The 21,799-nt window shown below is 68.2% G+C and carries 19 protein-coding genes; 5 read left to right on the top strand and 14 right to left on the bottom strand.

What is annotated here, in order from left to right:
• From BMX97_RS24450 to BMX97_RS24475, 7 genes are all read right to left on the bottom strand, one after another.
• Positions 1-1,445 (bottom strand): hypothetical protein (locus tag BMX97_RS24450; RefSeq protein ID WP_210187673.1); only part of this gene is annotated, 1,445 nt, incomplete at its 3' end.
• On the bottom strand, positions 1,442-1,939 hold the full coding sequence (locus tag BMX97_RS24455; protein WP_091753819.1) for a DEAD/DEAH box helicase family protein: 498 nt from the start codon (positions 1,937-1,939) through the stop codon (positions 1,442-1,444). The genes BMX97_RS24450 and BMX97_RS24455, both read right to left, overlap by 4 nt.
• A gap of 773 nt (positions 1,940-2,712) precedes the next feature.
• Complete coding sequence (locus BMX97_RS24460; RefSeq protein WP_091753820.1) at positions 2,713-3,135, bottom strand: DUF2852 domain-containing protein; 423 nt, start codon at positions 3,133-3,135, stop codon at positions 2,713-2,715.
• 451 nt (positions 3,136-3,586) lie between these two features.
• Positions 3,587-4,054: an ASCH domain-containing protein gene (locus tag BMX97_RS32355; protein WP_143074711.1), complete on the bottom strand. Its 468-nt coding sequence runs from the start codon at positions 4,052-4,054 to the stop codon at positions 3,587-3,589.
• A gap of 135 nt (positions 4,055-4,189) precedes the next feature.
• Complete coding sequence (locus BMX97_RS24465) at positions 4,190-5,251, bottom strand: GNAT family N-acetyltransferase (protein ID WP_091753821.1); 1,062 nt, start codon at positions 5,249-5,251, stop codon at positions 4,190-4,192.
• 324 nt (positions 5,252-5,575) lie between these two features.
• The gene (locus BMX97_RS24470; protein WP_091753822.1) at positions 5,576-5,773 is read right to left on the bottom strand and encodes a hypothetical protein; all 198 of its coding nucleotides are present in this window, start codon (positions 5,771-5,773) and stop codon (positions 5,576-5,578) included.
• Positions 5,774-6,156: 383 nt separating this feature from the next.
• Positions 6,157-6,537, bottom strand: coding sequence for a response regulator (locus BMX97_RS24475; RefSeq protein WP_060848952.1), 381 nt, complete (start codon positions 6,535-6,537; stop codon positions 6,157-6,159).
• Positions 6,538-6,758: 221 nt separating this feature from the next.
• Between BMX97_RS24475 and BMX97_RS24480 the strand changes: the two genes are divergently transcribed.
• The gene (locus BMX97_RS24480) at positions 6,759-7,112 is read left to right on the top strand and encodes a hypothetical protein (RefSeq protein ID WP_060849606.1); all 354 of its coding nucleotides are present in this window, start codon (positions 6,759-6,761) and stop codon (positions 7,110-7,112) included.
• A 56-nt stretch (positions 7,113-7,168) separates the two neighbouring features.
• Entirely contained in the window at positions 7,169-8,149 is a 981-nt protein-coding gene (locus BMX97_RS24485; RefSeq protein WP_091753823.1) for a ferredoxin reductase domain-containing protein, read from the top strand.
• A 7-nt stretch (positions 8,150-8,156) separates the two neighbouring features.
• Here BMX97_RS24485 and BMX97_RS24490 read toward each other — a convergent pair whose 3' ends face one another.
• The 5 genes from BMX97_RS24490 to BMX97_RS24510 form a co-directional block, all read right to left on the bottom strand.
• Positions 8,157-9,020, bottom strand: coding sequence for an MBL fold metallo-hydrolase (locus BMX97_RS24490; protein ID WP_091753824.1), 864 nt, complete (start codon positions 9,018-9,020; stop codon positions 8,157-8,159).
• Between the two features lie 80 nt (positions 9,021-9,100).
• A complete protein-coding gene (locus BMX97_RS24495; protein WP_091753825.1) occupies positions 9,101-10,132 on the bottom strand; it encodes an SDR family oxidoreductase in 1,032 nt (343 codons plus the stop codon).
• A 142-nt stretch (positions 10,133-10,274) separates the two neighbouring features.
• On the bottom strand, positions 10,275-13,463 hold the full coding sequence (locus tag BMX97_RS24500) for an efflux RND transporter permease subunit (protein WP_091753826.1): 3,189 nt from the start codon (positions 13,461-13,463) through the stop codon (positions 10,275-10,277).
• Positions 13,464-13,569: 106 nt separating this feature from the next.
• Positions 13,570-14,703, bottom strand: a complete 1,134-nt coding sequence (locus BMX97_RS24505; protein WP_091753827.1) for an efflux RND transporter periplasmic adaptor subunit — start codon at positions 14,701-14,703, stop codon at positions 13,570-13,572.
• A 201-nt stretch (positions 14,704-14,904) separates the two neighbouring features.
• Entirely contained in the window at positions 14,905-15,225 is a 321-nt protein-coding gene (locus tag BMX97_RS24510) for a rhodanese-like domain-containing protein (RefSeq protein ID WP_091753828.1), read from the bottom strand.
• Between the two features lie 247 nt (positions 15,226-15,472).
• On the opposite strand from BMX97_RS24510, the gene BMX97_RS24515 reads away from it, so the two are divergent.
• Complete coding sequence (locus BMX97_RS24515) at positions 15,473-16,753, top strand: glycosyltransferase family 4 protein (protein WP_091753899.1); 1,281 nt, start codon at positions 15,473-15,475, stop codon at positions 16,751-16,753.
• A gap of 311 nt (positions 16,754-17,064) precedes the next feature.
• Positions 17,065-18,507 (top strand): allantoinase PuuE, encoded by a 1,443-nt coding sequence (gene puuE, locus BMX97_RS24520; protein ID WP_091753829.1) that lies wholly within the window; start codon positions 17,065-17,067, stop codon positions 18,505-18,507.
• A 139-nt stretch (positions 18,508-18,646) separates the two neighbouring features.
• On the opposite strand, the gene BMX97_RS24525 is transcribed toward puuE, so the two are convergent.
• Positions 18,647-19,480, bottom strand: a complete 834-nt coding sequence (locus BMX97_RS24525; protein ID WP_244538623.1) for an NAD-dependent epimerase/dehydratase family protein — start codon at positions 19,478-19,480, stop codon at positions 18,647-18,649.
• 166 nt (positions 19,481-19,646) lie between these two features.
• On the opposite strand from BMX97_RS24525, the gene BMX97_RS24530 reads away from it, so the two are divergent.
• Complete coding sequence (locus tag BMX97_RS24530) at positions 19,647-20,582, top strand: SMP-30/gluconolactonase/LRE family protein (RefSeq protein WP_091753831.1); 936 nt, start codon at positions 19,647-19,649, stop codon at positions 20,580-20,582.
• 21 nt (positions 20,583-20,603) lie between these two features.
• On the opposite strand, the gene speB is transcribed toward BMX97_RS24530, so the two are convergent.
• A complete protein-coding gene (gene speB, locus BMX97_RS24535) occupies positions 20,604-21,647 on the bottom strand; it encodes an agmatinase (protein ID WP_091753832.1) in 1,044 nt (347 codons plus the stop codon).
• Between the last annotated feature and the right edge of the window lie 152 nt (positions 21,648-21,799).

A 21,799-nucleotide genomic window follows, 5' to 3' on the forward strand; every position in this document is an offset into this window, starting at 1 on the left:
ACGTCCATGCTCATCGCGTGGGTTGTCGGGACGAAGGCGCGCCAGCGGGGCTTCTCCGCCGTCGCGGACGCGGTGTTCCAGACCACCACGCGCAGGTACGGGAATAGGGCGGCGAACTCGTTGTGGCTCAGGTCGCCTCCGTCGTTGTCGAGCCAGATCCCGCGCAGGTGGGTGACGTTGTCGAGCCCGCGCGCGGTCTCGGCCGCCTTGTTCGGGTCGAAGTGGGCTGGCGCGAACACCCCGGCGTCTTCCTTGGCGACCACCCGCTGATGCAGAGCCCGCAGGCCGGCGACGAAGGAGTCGTCGTCCTCGTGGTCCACGTGATCGAGGGGAGACCGATCGAAGATCGAGCCGAAGGCGGTGCCGCAGGTCTGCGGTGCCGTCTTCGGTGTAACGATATCCCTTTCCTTTAAAGTGTTTTCGTTACACACGAACTCGCGCATCGATTCCCGGACCTCTTGGCCGAAGAAGGGGTAGCGGCCCGTCACCAGTGACGTGCCGTTGATCAGGTCGAGTTGCGCGAGTAGCTCGCGCTTCTTCTTATCCCTGTTCTCCTTGGTCTTGACGGCGTCACTCGCGTGCTTGCGCGGGCGTCCGGCCTTGCCCTTGCGGGGCACCAGCCCCATGCCGGGCAGCGGCTCGACCTTGGCTCCGGGGAAGAGGCCGGCCAGCCACTCGGCCGTGTCGCGGTCCATCGCGACGACGCGCTTCGGCGTGGCGTCGGCCGGGTTCCGGATCGAGATCCGCATCACCGCCTGATAGACCGCCGTGCGGTAGTGGGCGGTGCGCATCTCCTCGCCGTTGATGCCACGCCCCTCCATGAAGCCGAAGTGGGCCGGCGGCGGGTTGAGGGCCGAGAGCACCACCACGTTGTGGTAGCCCTGGTAGCTGTTCAGGCCGTGCGGGGTGTTGGGCAGCCGAGCGGCCCCGGGCTGGGCGAAGAAGCCATCGCTCAGGTCGGTGTTGCCCATCCAGACGAACGGTTCGTCGCCGACGAGGTCGCCCACGGCGGCCTGGATCTGATCGAGGACCGTTGCGTCCTGCCCGTCGAGCTTGCGATCACGGTAGCGCTTCGACCAAGGCTCCTCGCCCGCGTAGAGGATGATGATGCGCTCCCCATGCTCGTGGGTGTGGTAGCGCAGGTCTCGGGCGAGGCTCGCAGCCGGCTCGAAGACGATGCCCTGGGCCGTGAAGAGGCGGTAGAACATCGTGTCGGGCATGCACGCCGAGGCGACCAGCACGCCTTTAAACCCCTGGAAGGCTGAGGGTTTGAGCAACGAGTAGGTACGGAGCGTTCCTTCAGTCTCGCCCCGGATCAGCCGCTCGTACTGGCTCTGATCCGCCCAGACCTCATAATGGGCCGAGGTGACGCGGTGAGCGAGTGGCCCGACCACGTCGTACAGCGCGTCGCGATGCGGGTTGCGGGCGATCTTCTTCAGGCTCATCGGGCGTCCTCCTGGGCCGCGAGGGCGTCCTCGGGAGTGACGAGCCGCGCATAAACCGCACCGGCCGGCACGATCTCAAGGTGGGGAGTGATGAGGTGGTGCGTATCGGGCAGGCGCAACTCCTCGAACTGATCCACCTGCGGGACCTCGTCCATGACAAGGAACCAGTCACGCTTGCGCTCGATGTAGGAGAGCCGCAGGAAGCAGGCGTGCGTGAGGAAGAGGACCTCGCCCTGGTCCGCGGTGGCGTTCTTGAAGTGAGCGACAGCCTCGGCGACCACGGACGCCTTGGAGCAGGTGTCGCTATGGATCGCGCGCACCGGGTACGTCGGGTCGAGCGGCTGAAGCTCCTCGGCGACGGTTTTGGTGATGAGATGCTTGGTCGGCTGGACGAAGAGCACCTTCTGCCCGCCGCGGGCGAGCCGGTCGGCGTAGCGCGCGCAGGCGCGCGTCTTCCCGGACCCTGCCGGGGTGTTGAGTTCGTAGAGGACCATAACGCTGACTGTTCCAATATAGATAAACAAAAACCCGCGAGGCGTGGCGGCACCTCGCAGGTCGAAAGGAATTGGAACGTCAGCAGAGAACGTCTGCGCCGCGGATGCACAGACGGTCTATTTAGTCCTGCTGATGAACGTCATCCCCCGCCAGGGGCCGAGGCACCAACGTGCCTGGGGGTACTTATCCGGTAGGAGCCCGAACGGTGTCCATAAAAATCGTGCGGGGCACCGACGACGGCTCGAACCGGCATCAGCAGGGCGCGGGGGTCGTGTAGGCGAGCAACCCTGCTTGACGGGAGCCCCCACGGTGTTACCCCATTTCGTCGGAAGCGAGGCCATTGATGGAGTGGAGGAAAGGACCGGTGTCGGCTCATCCCTCTCTCTCCGCCAGCATTTTGCTGGTCTGAATTATCTCATCATATCAGAGATTTAGCGGTTACGCTTCCGGGGTTGTCCCCTAAAGTGTCCCCCGCATGTGTCCCACACGTGATGCGGCAGGCTGTTAGAGCCGTTTCGATGGCCGCAATCGTGGAAGGGCATTCTGCCTGAGGCGTATCACGCCCGAGACGAGTGCCCTCACCCTTCACCCCGCCGCCTGCACCTCAGCCGTCCTGACCGCCGCCGTCAGCGCTGGAACTCAGCGGGCCGAGACAGGCAGCGCCGCAGGCTGAGAGGATGCCTATCCAGGCAGGGAGCGGTGTTTCTCGTGGGTGTAGCCCGGGAAGCCGGTACCTCTGACTGCACCGGCCTCTCTGCTGTGATGCGGGCTGCTAGCCGGGCCGGCGGTCTTGGTGCTCGGCAGTTCCGGCGATATCGATCACCGACCCCGGTCCATTGGGATGTTCCGCCACAAAGCGCTCGAAGGTGGCACGATCCTCGGCGCACTTCAGCTTGTCGATGAAGCTATGAAAATCCTGGCGACGGATTTCGAGAGCGTGGCGTTGCGCCTCGATACGGCTGATCTCGCCATCGCGCCACGCGTCGAAGGCGGTGTTGCCGCTGGTGCGTGCCGACGTGAACCAAGGCCGTTCGCGGATCGCAGCACCACGCCCGAAAGGCCGGCGTAGACGTTCGACTCCGGGTAGGCCGGACAGTCTGAGATCGTACCGCCCGAGCGCCTGCCGCGCTACGAGGACAAGGCCGGCAAAGCCGCCGATGTAGAGGGCATCATGGATGAAGGGCATGATGGGCATGCGGAAGCTCCCTGTGCGCGTATCGGCGCCGTTGCTGGAGCCCGGACCATGCCACCGTGACCCCGATGCAGCCTGAACCACCCCGTTCAGAATGGGTTCAGCTTTCCGGCGCTGACCGCAGCCCCCTAAAATCGCTTCACGAGGCCGTACAGCGCCCCTCCTGCCCACAGGCAGGCTGCCCGCCAAGCTTGAAAACGCCGTCAGCGACTCGCTTTGTGGCGCTGTGGGCACCCTACGTGGTGAGGTGGGGTTTCTTGAGCTATGAGGCGGGTAGGCGCGGGCTGTCCCCCGGCTGGTGCTGGGTCAGCAGAGAGTGAGGAGTCCGGGGGAGGGCTTACGGTTCCTGTATATGGTCGTTTGGTTGTTTTATAACTCATGGGCAGTGGCCTGCCATCGGCCACCACCTGAGTTTTAGCAGCAAAGCGAGGACGGGGCGCTGACTAACATCACGCTAATAGGTCTTGGATGAACCATCCTCAAGCCGTATCGAGAAGATAGTGACAACCTCCGAATCGGCTATCTCACCATAAAATTGGCATAGCGCTGATTTCAACTCATGAATATTTTTGAAGCCGTCTCGGTTTGCATCTTCATCGTCAAGGGCTCCAAATACCTTGTATTTTACTTTTACGATTTTGAAACTTCCGATATGAAATAAATCTTCGTCATTCCCACTTGGATCGGCATAAGCAGGAAGATCGCACGTAGTCGGGTACTCCACGGCATCGCGGGAGTACCGAATAGTCGTTTCCTTGGCGTGCGCCTGAATGACCGGAATAAGGCTGGGAGCCAACCGAAATCGACAGCGCGACTTGACCTCAAGGTGTGGGAAATGGTCTCGCAACTTTGAAATAGTTGCATCAGGATCATAAGGAGCCGAAAGATGCAACTCCGTATCAAACCTCTCGTGAATTCCCATATTCATTCTCCAAAATAGATATAGACTCCTATGCTCCAAAGGATTGAAGTATGATCCTACGAATCATGTACCCACAGGGTTTGTGATTCGTAGGATTGTTAAAATCTTACCTATTCGGCGCCTTGGTGTGTGTCATTACAAAACAAGGCGCGGGTTTAACTCGCCGTGTTCAACGATGCCGTCAAATTCTTCCCGAGAGATGCGGCGAAGATCGAAGCGAGGTGGGTCGGTCATGCCTATGTCAGATAACAGCTTCGCCCTGTTAGGTCGCTTGGGTAGCGCTGCATTATATAAGAGCTTTGCAACGTAAACCCTCTTATTTTTATCTCGGTAAAATTCTTTTAATTCATCCTCACTGAAGACGCTGTGTGGTGAGCAATATCTGATGAAACCGTCCTCGGTCGCAAAGTCGCTTCTCGTGCGAGTTTCTTCAACAACACAAACCGATGTAACTACCGATCGATGAAACGCCTTTTTCGGAATATCGGTGGTTCGATATATAACCACGATGTCTCCCTCATCCATCATTGTGAGCGGACAGCCTCCAATATAAACTTTATGTATCGTATTCGTATGTGACAGATCCTCTACAATGTGCGCTCCTTCGGTCATTAGGATCGAGTCGGGGAATAATTTTGTGTGATACTCAGGATATATCGACAGTAGAAAGAAATCGCTTCCTTCTGTATTAATCAGAGGATAATTAGTTATAATATTGTCACCATCCTGCTCAAGAGATCGGACTAGGACAATTTCTTGACCGTTTGGTGTCGTCTTTGATGCGCGCTCCACAAAGCCGTACTTCTCAAAAAGTCTTATAAGTCCGATATGGGTATCAAAAACGGTAACGTATATTTCTTCCACATCCTCCGCAAATGCGTGATCGAAAACTTTCTTGATGATACGTTCGCCTAACTTCGTGCCTCGTGCTTCATTCTTGAGAGTTCCAACCTTCAATCTGCGCGCGGCTGGCAATGGAGGGTCGACATCATCAATGACTCCTTCTTCAAGCTTGAGATAGACAAATCCACGAATACGGCTCTCCACATCATCATTAACAACGTATACCGCCTCCTTCGCCGCAGATTTTCTTTCAAACCAATCGGTGAACTCACCATACTGAGCCTTTAAGCTGTCAAAAAAAGGGTCGGTAAGCTCCACCTGATCGAAGCTCGTAAGACGTAAGCTGCCGCTCATGATTCCTCCCACCGCCGGAGGCTAGCTTCCCTCCGAAAGTGGCAATGTAAGCGACAAGACGATTTCGGCAATCGGCGACTCCGTTGCTGAAATCGCAATTTACTGGCCCGCGGTCCTTACAGCCAGCCGACCGTCGACACACAAAAAAGAAGAACTAAACGTAGGTATCAACAAAATTTGATGGCCGCCATAGCGGAAAACTGATACTCTCACAATGATTGGCTTGGATTTTTCATATAACTGTCAAGCGATTAGCATCTGGTGTGGTGATTGCAATTGGGGCAGGAGCACAACTTAGAGCCGTGAACTGCGCCGGATTTGCTCCTAGGTCTTCTCAGCTTCCCCGCTCGCGATCCTGTCCACTTTCTCCCGCCCAGCCTCAAGCGGATCCACGGTGCTCAGCACCTCCTTGAGCTTCGTCTTCCCGACCTTCGCCACCATGGAAGGCGGCACACGGTTGACGACACGGATGTGGTTGCCATGCCATTCGAGGTGCGTGCCGAGCTTCTTGGGAGAGGGCATGGACGGGGGCTCAGATGCACGGTGTCCCCCACTCAATCCCCCAATGTGCCCTCCAATTCTCGGAGAAAAAGCGTAGCGTTCTCAATGCTGCAAGGGCTTAAGCGACCTTGAGCGTATCGTCCCTCTCTCTCTCTCCGCCAACCGCCAGTCCAGGGCGGTCCCCATGACGACAGATCAGTCGCCGAGGCCGTCGCAGTTCGGGCCCGTGCGCTGACTGGCCCGATTCCCGAAACGACATCCCGTTTGCTCAGGTCCGTCCGACGTGGATCGGTGGGGCGGCCAGCGGGGCACGGACGCGACGCACCGTAACCCCGGCACGCCCCGGATCCCGTCGTCCGGGTCGATCGTCACGCCGATCGCCCGGATCCGCCCCGGGCCTCCCCCTAGACCCGCTCGCCCCCGGTGAGTTCCCCGCACAGCGCCCCCAGGGCCTCGACCAGGCGCTCCGGGTTCAGGGGTTTTCTCAGCATCGGCAGGTCCGGCCACAGGAGCCGCATCGCGCGCGGCAGCACACCGCCGGTGCAGATCAGGACCGGGATGCCCTTGGCGATCAGGCCCTCGGCGGTGGGCGTCGCCTCGCCGTCGGCGAGGTTGAGGTCGAGGATCGCGACGTCGATCGCCTCGAGGTCGATCAGCGCCAGGGCCTCGCGGTTGGTGCGGGCCGGGCCGACGGCGTGGGCGTTCGCGCCGGTGACGATCTCGGTCAGCTCCAGGGCGACCAGCGCCTCGTCCTCGACGATCAGCACCCGTCGTCCGTCCAGCATCGCGATCTCCGTCGGTTCGGAACGGGCGAATCGGTGCCCGTCCCCGTGATCCGCGGCGAGAGTGTGTCGGAGGCCGGGCCCGGTCAATCGGGCGGATGCGACGCATGGGATTAAAGGCTCCTTAACCATGTTGCCGGCATGGTTTGCCGAGCCGTGATCGGCAGCGGCGCGTCCATCGGGGCGCGGTCCGGACGGCTTGGGCGAGGGGTGGAGTGTCGGCGATGGGCGAGGCGGCGTTGAACATCGCGGGCCAGGAGCGGGGCGGCCCGGATTTCGATCTGGTGCGGCGCCTGCTGCTCCCGCCGGGCTGGCTCGGCCCCCGGCCTTACCGGCTGCCCGAGCCCGACGAGGCGCCCGAGGAGGACCTCGACGAGCTGGTCGCCCAGCTCGAGGCCGAGAACCAGGTGATGAAGGCGGTGATCCGCTCCGAGCGCGAGGCGGCCGCCGAGCTGCGGGCGCAGGTCGCGGCGCTCACCACCCAGCAGGCCCAGGACGACACGATCCAGGACGACCTGCGGGCCGACCGCGACCGCTGGGCCTCCCTGGTCGAGCGCCTGCTGTTCGCCTCCCGGTGAGGCGCCCCCCTCATCGACCCGAGATCGCGGGACCCCGCAGTCGCACGGAGACGGCCATGAGCCCCCGCTGCTCGCTCGTCGTCAACGGCAAGCCCGTCCGTGTGGCGACCGGCGACACGCCCCTCGATGCCGCTTTGCCCCGCAACGTGGCGGCCGGCCGCGACGGGGTGATCCAGGACGCGCAGCTTACGGACGCCCTGCCGCGCCTGCGCAACACCAGCCGCGCCCGGCCCCGCCTCGGCGACGGCGCCGCGACTCGGCCCGGCCCCGCCCCCTCGCCGCTCGCGGTGCTGCGCACGGTGAAGCGCGCCGGCACGCTGCTGTCCGTCACCCCGCTCTCGGGCGCGGTGGTCGAGGTGGTGGTCACGGTCTCGCGCGATCTCGACGTGGCGCCCGGCCAGGCAGTCGAGGTCGCCTTCGCGGGGGTGCCGGCGCGACCCTACTGCCCGACCCAGCGCATCGACGGCAACACCGAGCTCAACGAGCTCGTCTTCCACCTGCGCCGCGACGCCGGCGCGCTCGGCCCCGCCCTCGGCGAGGCGGTGCAGCCCGGCCACGTCGTGCGCATCAAGGGCCCGGCCGGCGGCATCCCGTACCGTCCCGGGCCCGGCCGCCTGATCCTGGTTTCGGCCGAGACCGGCTTCGCGCCGATCTGGGCGATCGCCCGCGCGGCGCGCCACCGCGAGATCGCCCGCGAGATGGTGGTGGTGGCCGGTGCGGCCGATGCCGACGACCTCTACATGCGTCCCGGCCTCGACTGGCTGCGCGCCACCGGCGTGCAGCAGATCACGCTCGCCGCGAGCCGCGACCGCCGCGGCCAAGCCGACGTGCGCCACGGGCCCGTGACCGCCCACCTGCCGACCCTGCGCGGCAGCGACACGGTCCACGTCGCCGGCCCGCCGGACATCGTGCGGGCGGTCGAGCGGCTGTGCGACAGCGTCGGCGCCACCTGCGCCGCCCTTCCCTTCCTGCCGTCGCGCAGCCGCGCCCGCAGCCTGGTCACCCCGGGGGATACCGGGGCGCAGTTCGGGCTCTGACCGGCCGTCAGCGCAGGTCGGAGACCGGCACCGGGTAGGCGTGCGGCCGCCCGGCCAGCATCGCGTCGATCAGCGCCAGAACCTCCGCCCGGCCGACATTCGCCGCCTGCTCGAAGGGCGTCCAGGTCTGGTGGAAGTCGAGCGCTGCGAAGACCGCGCGGTAGCGGGTGAGTTCCGCGTGGGTCAGCGGCACGCCGCGCACGAAGGCCTTGTGGGCCGAGATGGTCAGGGCCTCGCGCCGGTTGTCCGGGTTCAGCTCGAACTTCAGCGCGTCGCCGCAGAACACGATGCCGCGGGCGCGGTCGTGCAGCACGGCGTGGCCGTCGAAATGGCCGGCGGTGCGATGCAGGGTCAGTCCCGGCAGCGGTTCCAGCACGTCGTCGTACGGCCAGGAGACCTGGAGCGCCGCGCTCCAGGTGAAGTCGGCGGCGGGTAGGCAGAGCTCGGGGTCGAAGCGGTCCTGAAGCTGGGGCAACGCGCCGTAGCTGTGCGGGTGCGAGGCCGACAGGATCGTCATGCCCCCGAGGGATTCGATGTGGTCGAGCGCCGCCTCGCTGAAGACCGGGCAGCCCTCGAAGCCCATGTTGCCGTCCGGCGTGACGATCAGGTAGGCGCTCGGCCCGATGCCGGTGACCGGCTCGTTCCAGAACTTCCACACGCCCGCCTCGACCTCCTCCCAGTGGCACGGGAACGAGGCTTGGGCCTCCGCCACGTCGCGGAAGCGCCAGCCGTCCTGGGGCACGACGTGGCGGGCGTCGAGGCATAATGGGCAGCTCGGCGGCGCCGCGAAGTGGCGCTGCCAGAAGCCGCAATTGTCGCAGACGAAGCTGGGAAGCTTGAGGGCGCCCGCGAAGGGCAGGTAACCGGGCACGCGAGACCTATCGGGGCGAAGCTGAGGATGTCGCGGGAGATAGGGCGAGCGCGCCGGACCGTCGACGCGGGGGCGCCGCGTCAGAACACCCGCGGCAGGAGCCGGCGGCGGCGGCGCCCGAAGCGGCGCGCCGCCCCGGCCCCGAGGGCGAGGGCCGCCACGCCCCCGACGGCGAGCGCCGCGAGGCCGGCGACGAGGACGTCGCGCTGGCGGTCGGTGACGAACTCGCTGCGGGTCGGCGTGGTCTTGTCGCCGAACTTTCCGTCGATCGCGGCCGGACCGGGCGCCGGCGCGAACAGGTTGCCGGGCTTGTCGGGGGCCGCCTCGCCGATCTGCGCGTCCCAGCCGCGCGCCATGAACCGGTCCGAGAGGGCCGGCGAGACCACCTGCATCAGGCCCATCTGCACGGTCGACCGGCCGACATAGATGTCGCGGCGGCGGTGGTCGGCCGCGAACCGGATCGCGTCGGCGCAGAGCCGCGGGTCGAAGACGGGGGCCGGGATGTCCTGCTCGGCGCCCGTGCGGGTGCGGGCCCAGCCGAATTGCGGCGTGTTCACCGCCGGCAGGTAGACGACCGTCAGGTTGATCTCGACGCCCTCGTGCAGGAACTCGGAGCGCAGGCCGTCGGTGAAGCCGGTCACCGCGTGCTTGGCGGCGCAGTAGGGCACCTGCAGCGGCATCGCGCGAAGCCCCAGGCCCGAGCTGACCTGCACGATGGTGCCGCGGTTGCGCCCGCGCATGTGGCGCAGCGCCGCGAGCGTGCCCCAGACATGGCTGAGATAGGTGGTCTCGGTGACCCGCCGCCACTCCTCGGGGGTGATCTCGGGGGCGGGCGCGACGATCGACGACATCGCGTTGTTGACCCAGGTGTCGATCGGCCCGAGCTCGGCCTCGAACCGGTCGGCGGCATCGTTCACCGCGTCCACGTCGGCGACGTCGGCGGAGATCGCCAGGACCGCGCCGCCGTGCCGGCGCAGGGCCGCTTCGGCATCGCGCAGGCGGCCCTCGTCGCGGGCGACGATCCCGACCGACCACCCGTCCCTGGCGAATGCGTGGGCGGTCGCCAGACCGATCCCCGCCGTGCCGCCCGTCACCACCGCCACCCGTGCCACGCGCACCTCCCGAACCTCGAATCAGGCCGGCAATGCGGAAACCGGGCTGGCGGTTCGGGGGCGGCGATGCCGCACCCGAGACGACGACGCCCCCGGACGGTGCCGTCCGGGGGCGTCGATCCGCGTCAGGACGTGGATCCGGTCACCGCGCCGGCTCGGGCTCGCCGGGATGCTCCTCGACGCCGCGCCAGCGATTGATTCGGATCAGGATGTTGCGGATCACGACGTAGAAGACCGGAGTCAGGAACAGGCCGAAGATCGTGGCGCCCAGCATGCCGAACAGCACCGCGGTGCCGAGCGCCTGGCGCATCTCGGCGCCCGGACCGGTGGCGAAGGCGAGCGGCACCACGCCGAGGATGAACGCGAAGGCGGTCATCAGGATCGGCCGCAGGCGGAGCCGGCAGGCCTCGACGGCCGCCGCGACGGGCCCCCGGCGCTCGCTCTCCTCGATCTGGTGGGCGAACTCGACGATCAGGATCGCGTTCTTGGCCGCCAGACCGATGAGCACGATGAGGCCGATCTGGGTCAGGATGTTGTTGTCCTGGCCCCGGAACTGCACGCCGGCCAAGGCCGCGAGCACGCCGGTCGGCACCACCAGCAGGATCGAGAGGGGCAGCGCCCAGGATTCGTACTGCGCGGCGAGCACCAGGAAGACCAGCAGCACGCCGAGCGCGAAGACGTAGATCGCCGTGTTGCCGACCGCCTTTTCCTGGAACGCGATCTCGGTCCACTCGAAGCTCATGCCGTCCGGCAGGGTCTGGCGGGCGAGCTTTTCCATCGCGTCGAGCGACTGGCCCGAGGACACGCCGGGCCGCGAATCGCCCTGCACCGGGAGCGAGTAGTACAGGTTGTAGCGCTGGACGATCTGGGGCCCGGCGATGTCGCGGATGCTGGCGAGCGTGCCCATCGGCACCAGCGCACCGGTGGAGGAGCGCACCTTGAGCCGCTCGATGTCCTCCTTCTCCATCCGGTACTTGGCGTCGGCCTGGGCCCGGACCTGGTAGATGCGCCCGAAGGTGTTGAAGTCGTTGACGTAGGCGCCGCCGAGGTTGACCTGCAGCGTCGAGAAGACGTTGGCGAGCGGCACGTTCAGCATCCGCGCCACCGTGCGGTCGATGTCGAGGTAGATCTGCGGCGTGTCGTTGCCGAAGGTGGTGAAGACGCGGGTCAGCGCCGGGTCGCGGTTGGCCGCGCCGATGAGGTCGCCCGAGACCTGGAGCAGGCGGGCGATGTCCGAGCCCTCGCGGCTCTGGACCTGCATCTTGAAGCCGCCGGCGTTGCCCAGACCCCGCACCGGCGGCGGCGGGATCGCGATGATGCGGGCCTCCTGCATCGGCGCGGTCTTGGCCAGCACGGCCTGCAGGATCTTGTTCGCCGTGAGGCCCTTCTCCAGGCGCTCCTTGAAGGGCTTCAGCGGCAGGAACATCACCGCGCCGTTGGTGGTGTTGGTGAAGGTGGCGCCGTCGAAGCCGGCGATGACGACGGTGTTGCCGACGCCGTCGATGTCGAGGGAGCGGCGCGACACCTCCTGCACCACCGCGGTGGTGCGCTCGAGCGACGAGCCCGGCGGCAGCTGCACCACGACGAGCAGGTAGCCCTGGTCCTGGAGCGGGATGAAGCCCGTCGGCGTGGTGCGCACGAGGTGCAGCACGCCGTAGATCACGCCGGCATAGAGCAGCAGCATGGCGAGCAGCGGCACCAGCCGCCCGGTGAGGAACCGGATCGCTGCCGCGTAGCCGTTGGCGGTGGCGTCGAAGGCCCGGTTGAAGGTGTTGGCCGCCCACGACCCGAACCGGGCGAGGAAGAAGCGCGGCCGGTGGTGCTCGGAATGGGGCTTCAGCAGCAGCTTGCAGAGCGCCGGCGACAGCGTCAGCGAGTTGAACATCGAGATGATGGTCGAGGCCGCGATGGTGAGCGCGAACTGCCGGTAGAACTGGCCCGAGATGCCCGGGATGAAGGCGGTCGGGATGAACACCGCCGACAGAACGAGCGCGATGGCGACGACCGCGCCGCCGACCTCGTCCATGGTCTTGTGGGCCGCCTCGCCGGGGGAGAGCCCCTCGGCCATGTTGCGCTCGACGTTCTCCACCACCACGATCGCGTCATCGACGACGATGCCGATGGCGAGCACGAGGCCGAACAGCGTCAGGTTGTTGAGCGAGAAGCCGAGCAGCGCCATCACCGCGAAGGTGCCGACGAGCGACACCGGGATCGCGATGATCGGGATGATCGCGGTGCGCCAGCTCTGCAGGAAGATCAGGATGACGACGACGACGAGGATGACCGCCTCGCCGAGCGTCTTGTAGACCTCGTGCACCGATTCCGCGATGAACTCGGTCGGGTTGTAGGCGATCTTGAACTCGAGGCCGGGCGGGAAGTCCTTGGCCAGCGTCTTCATCAAGGCCTGGACCTGCTCGGCCGCCTCGAGCGCGTTGGTGCCGGGACGCTGGAACACGCCGATGCCGATCGCCGGCTGGCCGTTGAGGAACGACTTCGTCGTGTAGTCCTTCTGGCCGAGCTCGACCCGGGCGACGTCGGAGATCCGCACCAGGCGCCCGTCGGACGCCTTGACGATCACCTTGCGGAACTCGCTCGGATCCTGGAACCGGCCTTGCGTCTGCACCGTGAGCTGGAACGCCTGGCTCGCCGGGGCCGGCGGCGCGCCGAGCGCGCCCGACGCGACCTGGACGTTCTGCTCCTGCAGCGCGTTGATCACGTCGGTGGTCGAGAGCTGGTAGGAGGCGAGCTTGTTCGGGTCGATCCACAGCCGCAGCGCGTATTCCGAGCCGCCGAACACCGTGATGTCGCCGACGCCGTTGAGGCGCAGCAGCGGATCGCGCAGGCGAAGATAGATGTAGTTGGCCAGATAGTTCTGGTCGAAGGTGCCGTCGGGCGAGAGCACGTGCACGACCATCATCAGGTCGGGCGAGGATTTGCGGACCGTGACGCCGAGGTTGCGCACGTCGCCGGGCAGGCGCGGCTGGGCGACAGAGAGCCGGTTCTGGACCAGCACGTTGGCGATGTCGAGGTTGGTGCCGAGCGCGAAGGTGACGGTCAGTTGCATGTTGCCGTCGTTGGTCGACAGCGACGACATGTACAGCATGTTGTCGACGCCGTTGATCTCCTGCTCGATCGGCGTCGCGATGGTGGCCGCCACGGTCTCGGCGTTGGCGCCCGGATAGGAGGCGCGCACGACGACCGTCGGCGGCACGATCTCGGGGTACTGCGAGACCGGCAGCGAGATGTACGAGACGTAGCCGATGATCAGGATGACGATCGAGGTCACCGAGGCGAAGATCGGCCGGTCGACGAAGAAATGGGCAAAACGCATCGGTGGGCCTCTCGCGCCCTTCGGCAGGTCCGGGCGTGGCGCCCCCGCGCGGGCGGGGGCCGTGGCATCCTGACGGGCGCGCCGCCCGGGCGGGCGGCGCGGCTGGCTATTCGCGGACCGGGGGCAGGTCCTTGCGCTCGGGCGTGATCTTGGCGCCCGGGCGCACCCGGGTCAGGCCGGTGACCACGATGGTCTCGTCGCCCTTCAGCCCGTCGCGCACCACCCGGTAGCCGTCGATCTTGGGGCCGGGGCGGATGTTGCGGGGCTGGACCACGTTGTCCTCGCCGACCACGTAGACGAGGCGCTTGTCCTGGTTGGCGCCGATCGCGTCGTCGGGGATCAGCACGCCGCGATAGGGCTTGGAGGCCGGCATGCTGACGATGCCGAACAGGCCCGGCTTGATGAAGCGGTCGGGATTCTCGACGGTGGCGCGCAGGAGCACCGTGCCGGTCGCCTCGTCGACCCGGTTGTCGACGAAGTTGAGCACGCCCTTGCGGGTGGGCTTGGCCTCGCCGGTGAGCGCCACCAGGATCGGCACCGTGTGCTCGTTCTGGGTCGCCCCCATGCCGATCTTGAGCGTGCCCTGGTAGGCCAGGAACGAGCGCTCGTCGACCGTGAACGAGAAGTAGATCGGATCGAGCGAGACGATCGTGGTCAGCATCGTCTGGTCGGTGATGACGATGTTGCCCTCGGTGACGTTGCGCTGCGAGATCCGCCCGTCGATCGGCGAGCGCACCTCGGTGAAGTCGTAGTTGAGCTGGGCCTGGCGCAGGGCGGCCGTTGCGTTGTCGACGTCGGCCTGGGCGGTCTGGGAGTTCTGCCGGCGCTGATCGGTGACCTGCTCGGAGATGTTGCCCGACCGGCTCAGCGTCTGGGCGCGCTCGAGGTCGGTCTGGCTGAAGTTCAGCCGCGCCTTGGCCGAGTCGAGGGCCGCCGTCGCCTGGTCGAGGGCGGCCTTGTAGGGCCGCCGGTCGATGGTGAAGAGCAGGTCGCCCTTCTTCACCACGGCGCCGTCCTGGAAGTGGATCTTCTGCAGGTAGCCGGTGACCCGGGCCCGCACCTCGACGTACTCGATGGCGTTGAAGCGGCCGGTGAAGTCGTCGTGCTCCACCACCTCCTTGACCACGGGCTTGGCGACCGTGACCGTGGGGGGCGGACCGCCCGGAGCCTGGGCCCGCGCCGGCACCCCGGCCAGCAGCAGCAGCGCCGGGATCACCGCCGCCAGCCTCAGCCTGCGCATACTCGTTCTCCCGTTCGTCGTGTGCATGCGGCCCCGCCGGACGCGCAGGAAGATGGGCCGGAGCGCATCCGCGTCGAGGGGCTTGGCCGTCACGGGAACCGCGCCGGCACCGGCGCGGCCCTCCCGGGGCCGTGAACGTCTCGGCCGCCCTCGCGGGTGGTGCCTGCGAGGAGCGGATGAATCGGCTATTCCATAAGTCGGCTAGTCCACGGTCTCGCCGGCATTGGCCCAGTCCTTGAACCCGCCGACATAGTGCTCAGAGAGGGGGATGCCCTGGCCTTGGAGGTAGTGCAGCGCCCGCGCCGAGCGGACCCCGGCGGCGCAGGACAGGACCGGCCGGCGGCCGTCCGCGGCGATCAGCGCCTGCAGGCGCTCGAGGTCGAAGTCCGACAGCGGGAACGACACCGAGCCCGGGATGTGGCCCGAGGCGAACTCGTTGGGCTCGCGCACGTCGATCAGCAGGACGGAGCCGTCCGCCAGGCCGTTCTTCACCGCTTCCCGATCCAGATCGACGATCGCCATGGTCTCACCTGAACGTCGGCACGCCGCCGACCCACGATCATAGCCGCCGCGTCCGGCTCTTGTCACCGCGACGCGCCGAAGGCTGACGAATGCGATAAATCATCATCGCTCAGGGTTGCAAGGGCAACCATCCCCGCGCCGGGGCCCGTCTTGTGCGCTGCCGCACAAGGTGGATTCGGCGGGTGCGCGCCGCAGGTATAGGAACGTGGGCAACCGCGTCACCTTCGCCGCGCCGCCTCAGGACCGCATGCGCCCGCATCCCGTCGCCTTCGACCTCACCCGTCTCGTCACCCGCCTGCGCCATGCGAGCCCGACCGGCATCGACCGGGTCGACCTCGCCTATGCCCGGCACCTCCTGGGCCAGGCCGGGCCGCGCTTCGGCCTCGTCTCGACGCCGCTCGGCCCGAAGGTCCTCGACCGGGCGCAGATGACCGCCCTCGTCGAGGGCGCGACCGCCTCCTGGACCGAGGAGGTGACGGCCGGCGACGACCCGGTCTACCGGGACCTCGCCGCCCGGCTCGGGCTGCCGGTCCCGGCGGCGGGCACCGGCGCGGCGGCGCCCGAGGGCGCGCGGGACCGGCGCAAGCGGCAGCTGCAGGCCTGGCTCACGGCCTTGCGGGCGCCCGGACCCGAGGCGCTGCCGCTGAACGCGCTCTACCTCCACACCTCGCACCTGCGCCTCGACAAGCCGGCGCGGTTCGACTGGCTCTACGACCGGCCGGACGTACGACCGGTCTTCTTCGTCCACGACCTGATCCCGATCGAGTATCCCGAATACGGGCGCGACGGCGAGGCCGACCGGCACCGGGTGCGGATGGAGACGGTGGCCCGCCACGCCCAGGCCGTCGTGGTGAACTCGGCCGACGTGGGCCGGCGGTTCTCGGCCCATGTCGCGGGGCTCGGGCGGCGGCCGCCGCCGGTTACCGTCGGCCCGCTCGGGATCGAGGCGGCGTTTCAGGCCCCGCCCGCGCCGCCCCCGGCGCGGCCGTTCTTCCTCGTCTGCGGCACGATCGAGCCGAGAAAGAACCTGATCACCCTGCTCGCTGCCTGGCGGGAGCTCGCCGCCCGCCACGGAGCGGCGACGCCGCGCCTCGTCGTCGTCGGGCGCCGGGGGTGGGAGAGCGAGAACGTCATCGACCTCCTCGAGCGCTGCCCGGCGGTGCGCGCCCACGTCACCGAGGCGTCCGGCCTCTCGACCGCGGGGCTCGTGCGGCTGATGGGCCACGCCACCGCGCTGCTGATGCCCTCCTTCGCCGAGGGCTACGGCCTGCCGGTGCTGGAAGCCGCGGCTGCCGGCCTGCCGGTCGTCGCCTCCGACATCCCGGTCCACCGCGAGATCGCGGCGGATTTCGCGGAATTCCGGCATCCGCTCGACGGGCTCGGCTGGATGCGGGCCGTGGAGGACCTGGCCGCGCCGGGCTCGGGGCTCCGGGGCGAGATGGCGGCGCGCCTTTCGGGCTACCGGGCGCCGACCTGGGCCGACCACTTCGCCCGGGTCGATCCGGTGCTGGCGGCGCTGGCGGGGTGACGGTCCGTCCCGGTTTTGCGCCCGGGCTGCCGCAAGGCTAAGGTCGACCCGAGACTTATCCCCAAGGCCGTCCCCCACCCTCCGGGTGCTGATCCTGGCGCGGCTCCCCTCTCCCGTGTGGGAGAGGGGCCGGGGGTGAAGGTGACACGCTTCCGTGTGAGGCGTCGAGCGCGGTGCTGGCAGCTCGACGGTTCAGGGTCGTTGCGGAAGCGTATCACCCTCACCCCTCCCCCTCTCCCACACGGGAGAGGGGATCCCGCGCCCGCCCCGCACCGGGCGGAAGAGGCGGCGGCCGTGCGAACGGACGCCCCATGACCGACTCCCCCTACCCCCGCGACCTCGTCGGCTACGGCCGCACCCCGCCCCACGCGCAATGGCCGGACGGGGCCCGCATCGCGGTGCAGTTCGTCATCAACTACGAGGAGGGCGGCGAGAACTGCCTGCTGCACGGCGACCGCGCCTCGGAGGCGTTCCTGTCGGAGATCGTCGGCGCCCAGGCCTGGCCGGGCCAGCGCCACATGAGCATGGAATCGATCTACGAGTACGGCTCGCGGGCCGGGTTCTGGCGCCTGCACCGGCTGTTCACCGAGCGCGCCCTGCCGGTGACGGTCTACGGCGTCGCCACCGCGCTCCAGCGCAACCCGGACGCGGTGGAGGCGATGCGCGAGGCCGGCTGGGAGATCGCCTGCCACGGCCTCAAGTGGATCGACTACCGCGACTTCTCCTACGAGGAGGAGAAGGCCCACATGAACGAGGCGATCCGCATCCACACCGAGGTGACGGGCGAGCGCCCGCTCGGCTGGTACACGGGCCGGACCTCGGAGAACACGCTGCGGCTGGTGATGGAGGAAGGCGGCTTCCTCTACTCGGCGGATTCCTACGCCGACGACCTGCCCTACTGGTTCGAGGGCCCGCGCGCGCCGCAACTCGTCGTGCCCTACACGCTGGACGCCAACGACATGCGGTTCGCCACCCCGCAGGGCTTCAACGCCGGCGACCAGTTCTTCGCCTACCTGCGCGATTCCTTCGACGTGCTCTACGCCGAGGGTGCCGAGACGCCCCGGATGCTCTCGATCGGCCTGCATTGCCGCCTCGTCGGCCGGCCGGGCCGGATCGCGGCGCTCGCGCGCTTCCTCGACCATGTGGCGGCGCACGACGACGTGTGGGTGACCCGCCGCATCGACATCGCCCGGCACTGGGCCAAGACCCATCCGCCCGCCGGCCTGACCCCGAGCCGGATGGGCCGCGCCCTGTTCGTCGAGAGCTTCGGCGACGTGTTCGAGCATTCCCCCTGGGTGGCGGACGGGGCGCATGCCGCCGGGCTCTCGGGGATGCAGGATTCGGCCGACGGGCTGCACGCCGCCATGGTCGCGGTGATGCGGGCGGCCGAGCCGGCCTGGCAGCTCGCCCTGATCCGCGCCCATCCCGACCTCGCCGGCCGGGTGGCGGCGGCCGACCTCGCGCCGGAATCGCGCGCCGAGCAGGCCTCGGCCGGCCTCGACGCCCTCGACGCCGAGGGCCGCGCCCGCTTCCTCGACCTCAACGAGCGCTACCGCACCCGCCACGGCTTCCCCTTCATCATGGCGGTGCGGGGCAGGAGCCCGGACGAGATCCTGGCCCAGCTGGAGGAGCGCCTCGACAACTCCGCCGACTACGAGCGGGCCCGGGCGCTGCAGGAGATCGAGACCATCGCGCTCCTGCGCCTGCGCCAGCGGCTGCCCTCGCTGCCGGACGTCTTCTCGGCCACGGCCTGACGGGAGCCGCCTCGCCCCGGGGACGGCTGCCGTCGCCGGGACGACCTCCCGTCGACCGCCGCCCGGCCGCGCCCTCACGCCGCCGCGCGGACACCCTCCCCCACAGTGGGGAAGGGTCAGGCGCGGGGAGCGCAGCGCGCTAAGTGCCTCGCTTCGGCCGCCCGGCCTGCGGCGTGTAGTCCATCGTCGTGAAGCTGCCGCCCTGGAGGGTGCGGGCGATCGGGTCGAGGGGGTTTTCCTGCGCCAGGATCTCCTCGGCCCAGTCCTCCGCCGACTGGGTCGGGCGGTAGCCGATCGCCGCGGCGGCGTCCGCGTTGTTCCAGTAGCTGCGCGGGTTGTCCGAGGCACCCCAGACCGCGACGTAGCCGGGCACCGGCGCCGCGATGCTGCGCAGGACGAGCTGGGCGAGGTCGTCGTGGCCGAGCCAGGTCGAGAGGTGGCGGAACTCCGTCGGCCGCGGCAGGGCGCTGCCGATGCGCAGGGCCACCCCCTCGATGCCGTGGCGGTCCCAGTACATCCGGCCCATCAGCTCGCCCCAGGCCTTGCTCAGGCCGTAGGCGCCGTCGGGCCGGAACGGTGCGTCGGGATCGAGGCGGGACTCCACCGGGTGCATCCCGAAGGCGTGGTTGGAGCTGGCGAACACCACCCGGCGCAGAGCGTGGCGCCGCGCCCCCTCGTAGATCGCGTGGAGCGCGACGAGGTTGTTCTCGATCACCTCCGGCAGCGGCTTCTCGACGCTGGTACCGGCCATGTGGACCAGGACCTCGGTGCCTTCGAGCAGCCGGTCGACGGCATCGGCGTCGCGCAGGTCGCCGGTCGTCACCGTCTCGGCCTCCGAGAGCGGGGTCAGCGTCGTCGGCCCGCCGCCGGAGCGCAGGACGATCCCGGCCGCGAGGAGCCGCGGCCGCAGCACCGCCCCGATCTGCCCGCCCGCTCCCGACAGCGCGACCCGCATCCCCGTTGCCTCGCTCATACGCGCTCCTCCCGTGCCGGCGCCCTTCGGACGGGGCACCTCGGGCGCCATCATCGGTGAGGGCGCGCTCGGCGTCGAGCGCGGAGGCCGCGGATCGCGGGTTGCGTCGGCGCCCGCGGCCCGCGAAGGTCCGCGCCGACAACGACAACCAGGGAGGAACGCCCCCGTGTGGACGCCGACGATCCGGTATCCCGACCCCGCCATCGAGGTCATCGATCCGTCCTTCGCCCGCTACCGGGTGTTCAGCGCCGGGGTCGAGCGTCTCGCCACCGGGTGCCGCTGGAGCGAGGGACCGGTCTGGTTCGGGGATGCGCGCGCCCTCCTGTGGAGCGACATCCCGAACAACCGCATCCTGCGCTTCGACGAGGAGACCGGCGCGGTCTCGGCTTTCCGCAAGCCGTCGAACTTCGCCAACGGCAACACCCGCGACCGCCAGGGCCGCCTCGTCACCTGCGAGCATGGCGGGCGGCGGGTGACGCGCACCGAATACGACGGCGCCATCACGGTGCTCGCCGACCGTTTCGAGGGCAAGCGCCTCAACTCGCCCAACGACGTGGTGGTGGCCCGTGACGGCGCGGTCTGGTTCACCGACCCGCCCTTCGGCATCCTCGGCAACTACGAGGGCGAGCGGGCCGAGCCCGAGCTGCCGCAGAACGTCTACCGGCTCGACCCGGTCACGGGGGTACTGGAAGCCGCGGCGACCGACCTCGCCGGGCCGAACGGCCTGTGCTTCTCCCCCGACGAATCGATCCTCTACCTCGTCGAGTCGCGGGCGCAGCCGAACCGCCGCATCCTCGCCTTCGACGTCGCAGGCGGGCGCTTGACCAACCGGCGCGTCCACATCGATGCCGGCCCCGGCACGCCGGACGGCTTCCGCTGCGACACCGACGGCAACCTCTGGTGCGGCTGGGGCATGGGCGACGACGCCCTCGACGGGGTGATGGTGTTCAACCCCGAAGGACAGCTGATCGGCCGCATCCGCCTGCCGGAGCGCTGCGCCAACCTCTGCTTCGGCGGCCGCCACCGCAACCGGGTGTTCATGGCGGCGAGCCAGTCGCTCTATTCGGTCTACGTCGACGCGCAGGGGGTGGCCGGGGGGTGAGCCCCGGCCCGCGGCGGGCGGCTAACCGCCCTTCCGCCCCGCCGCCACCAGGCACATGAGCTCGAACAGCACCTGCGCGGCGCATTGTGCCGTGTTGCTGGTCGGGTCGTATTGCGGCGCCACCTCGACCACGTCGCCGCCGACGATGTCCACGCCCGCGAGCCCGCGCAGCAGTTCGAGTACCTCGCGGGGGGTGAGCCCGCCCATCTCGGGCGTGCCTGTGCCAGGAGCGAAGCCCGGATCGAGGCTGTCGACGTCGAAGGACAGGTAGGTGGGCCCGTTGCCCGCGACCTCGCGAGCCCGGGCGATCACCGCGGGAAGCCCGAGTTGCGGCACCTCCTCGGCATGGATCACGGTCATGCCGGACACGTAGGAGAACTCCCACAGGTACTCGGCGCCGCCGCGGATGCCGATCTGGATCGTGCGGGCGGGATCGAGCACGCCGTCGAGCACCGCCTGGCGGAAGGGACCGCCGTGGTGGAACTTCGAGCCCTCGTAGACGCCGCCGGTGTCGCAATGGGCATCGATGTGGATCATGCCGACCGGGCGCGACGCGCCGACCGCCCGCAGCGTCGCGCGGCTGATCGAGTGGTCGCCGCCGACCGCGAGCGGCACCACGCCGGCCTTCACCACGGTCGAGAAGAAGTCCTCGATGTCCTCGTGGCAGCTCTCGAGGGAGAAGCGGCTGCGGAACGGCACGTCGCCGATATCGGCCGCCTTCAGCTCGGCGGCCGGGGTCATGCGCAGGACGTGCTCGTAGGGTCCGACGCGCTCGACCGCCCGCACCGCCCGCGGCCCGTGGCGGGCGCCGGCCCGGTTGGTGACGCCGAGATCCATCGGCACGCCGATCAGCGCCACGTCGAGGCCGCCGAAATCGGGCAGCGTCGCGGCGTCGGGGCGATAGGGCAGGTCGAGGAAGGTCGCGACGTCGGCGAACGGCCATTTCCGTCGGTCGCTCTCGCTGAATTGCTGGCGCGCCGCCTTGGCGAAATCCGGGTCGTCGATGTCGCCGCCGGTCGCGTCGAGGTAGCGGGCGCGAAGGGCCGCGAGCTTGGCCTGATCCATGGAACAATCCGGGAGGAAGGGCCCGTCGGTCGCCGCCGGCCGGGCGCAGCACTCGGGGGGTCGGCTTCCGCGAAGATAGCCCCGGCGCGCCCGGCGTGCCCTCGGCCCGCGCCGCCCGGGCGTGACTGAAGCGCAGGCCGGCCGCGCTGGCA

This window comes from Methylobacterium sp. ap11, from assembly GCF_900110515.1.
Lineage (GTDB): Bacteria > Pseudomonadota > Alphaproteobacteria > Rhizobiales > Beijerinckiaceae > Methylobacterium > Methylobacterium ajmalii.

What these genes read in the sequence shown, in the direction of transcription:
- BMX97_RS24455 (WP_091753819.1), bottom strand. Translation starts at nt 1,939, where the DNA reads ATGGTCCTCTACGAACTCAACACCCCGGCAGGGTCCGGGAAGACGCGC.
- BMX97_RS24460 (WP_091753820.1), bottom strand. Translation starts at nt 3,135, where the DNA reads ATGCCCATCATGCCCTTCATCCATGATGCCCTCTACATCGGCGGCTTT.
- BMX97_RS32355 (WP_143074711.1), bottom strand. Translation starts at nt 4,054, where the DNA reads ATGGGAATTCACGAGAGGTTTGATACGGAGTTGCATCTTTCGGCTCCT.
- BMX97_RS24465 (WP_091753821.1), bottom strand. Translation starts at nt 5,251, where the DNA reads ATGAGCGGCAGCTTACGTCTTACGAGCTTCGATCAGGTGGAGCTTACC.
- BMX97_RS24470 (WP_091753822.1), bottom strand. Translation starts at nt 5,773, where the DNA reads ATGCCCTCTCCCAAGAAGCTCGGCACGCACCTCGAATGGCATGGCAAC.
- BMX97_RS24475 (WP_060848952.1), bottom strand. Translation starts at nt 6,537, where the DNA reads ATGCTGGACGGACGACGGGTGCTGATCGTCGAGGACGAGGCGCTGGTC.
- BMX97_RS24480 (WP_060849606.1), top strand. Translation starts at nt 6,759, where the DNA reads ATGGGCGAGGCGGCGTTGAACATCGCGGGCCAGGAGCGGGGCGGCCCG.
- BMX97_RS24485 (WP_091753823.1), top strand. Translation starts at nt 7,169, where the DNA reads ATGAGCCCCCGCTGCTCGCTCGTCGTCAACGGCAAGCCCGTCCGTGTG.
- BMX97_RS24500 (WP_091753826.1), bottom strand. Translation starts at nt 13,463, where the DNA reads ATGCGTTTTGCCCATTTCTTCGTCGACCGGCCGATCTTCGCCTCGGTG.
- BMX97_RS24505 (WP_091753827.1), bottom strand. Translation starts at nt 14,703, where the DNA reads ATGCGCAGGCTGAGGCTGGCGGCGGTGATCCCGGCGCTGCTGCTGCTG.
- BMX97_RS24510 (WP_091753828.1), bottom strand. Translation starts at nt 15,225, where the DNA reads ATGGCGATCGTCGATCTGGATCGGGAAGCGGTGAAGAACGGCCTGGCG.
- BMX97_RS24515 (WP_091753899.1), top strand. Translation starts at nt 15,473, where the DNA reads ATGCGCCCGCATCCCGTCGCCTTCGACCTCACCCGTCTCGTCACCCGC.
- puuE (WP_091753829.1), top strand. Translation starts at nt 17,065, where the DNA reads ATGACCGACTCCCCCTACCCCCGCGACCTCGTCGGCTACGGCCGCACC.
- BMX97_RS24525 (WP_244538623.1), bottom strand. Translation starts at nt 19,480, where the DNA reads ATGAGCGAGGCAACGGGGATGCGGGTCGCGCTGTCGGGAGCGGGCGGG.
- speB (WP_091753832.1), bottom strand. Translation starts at nt 21,647, where the DNA reads ATGGATCAGGCCAAGCTCGCGGCCCTTCGCGCCCGCTACCTCGACGCG.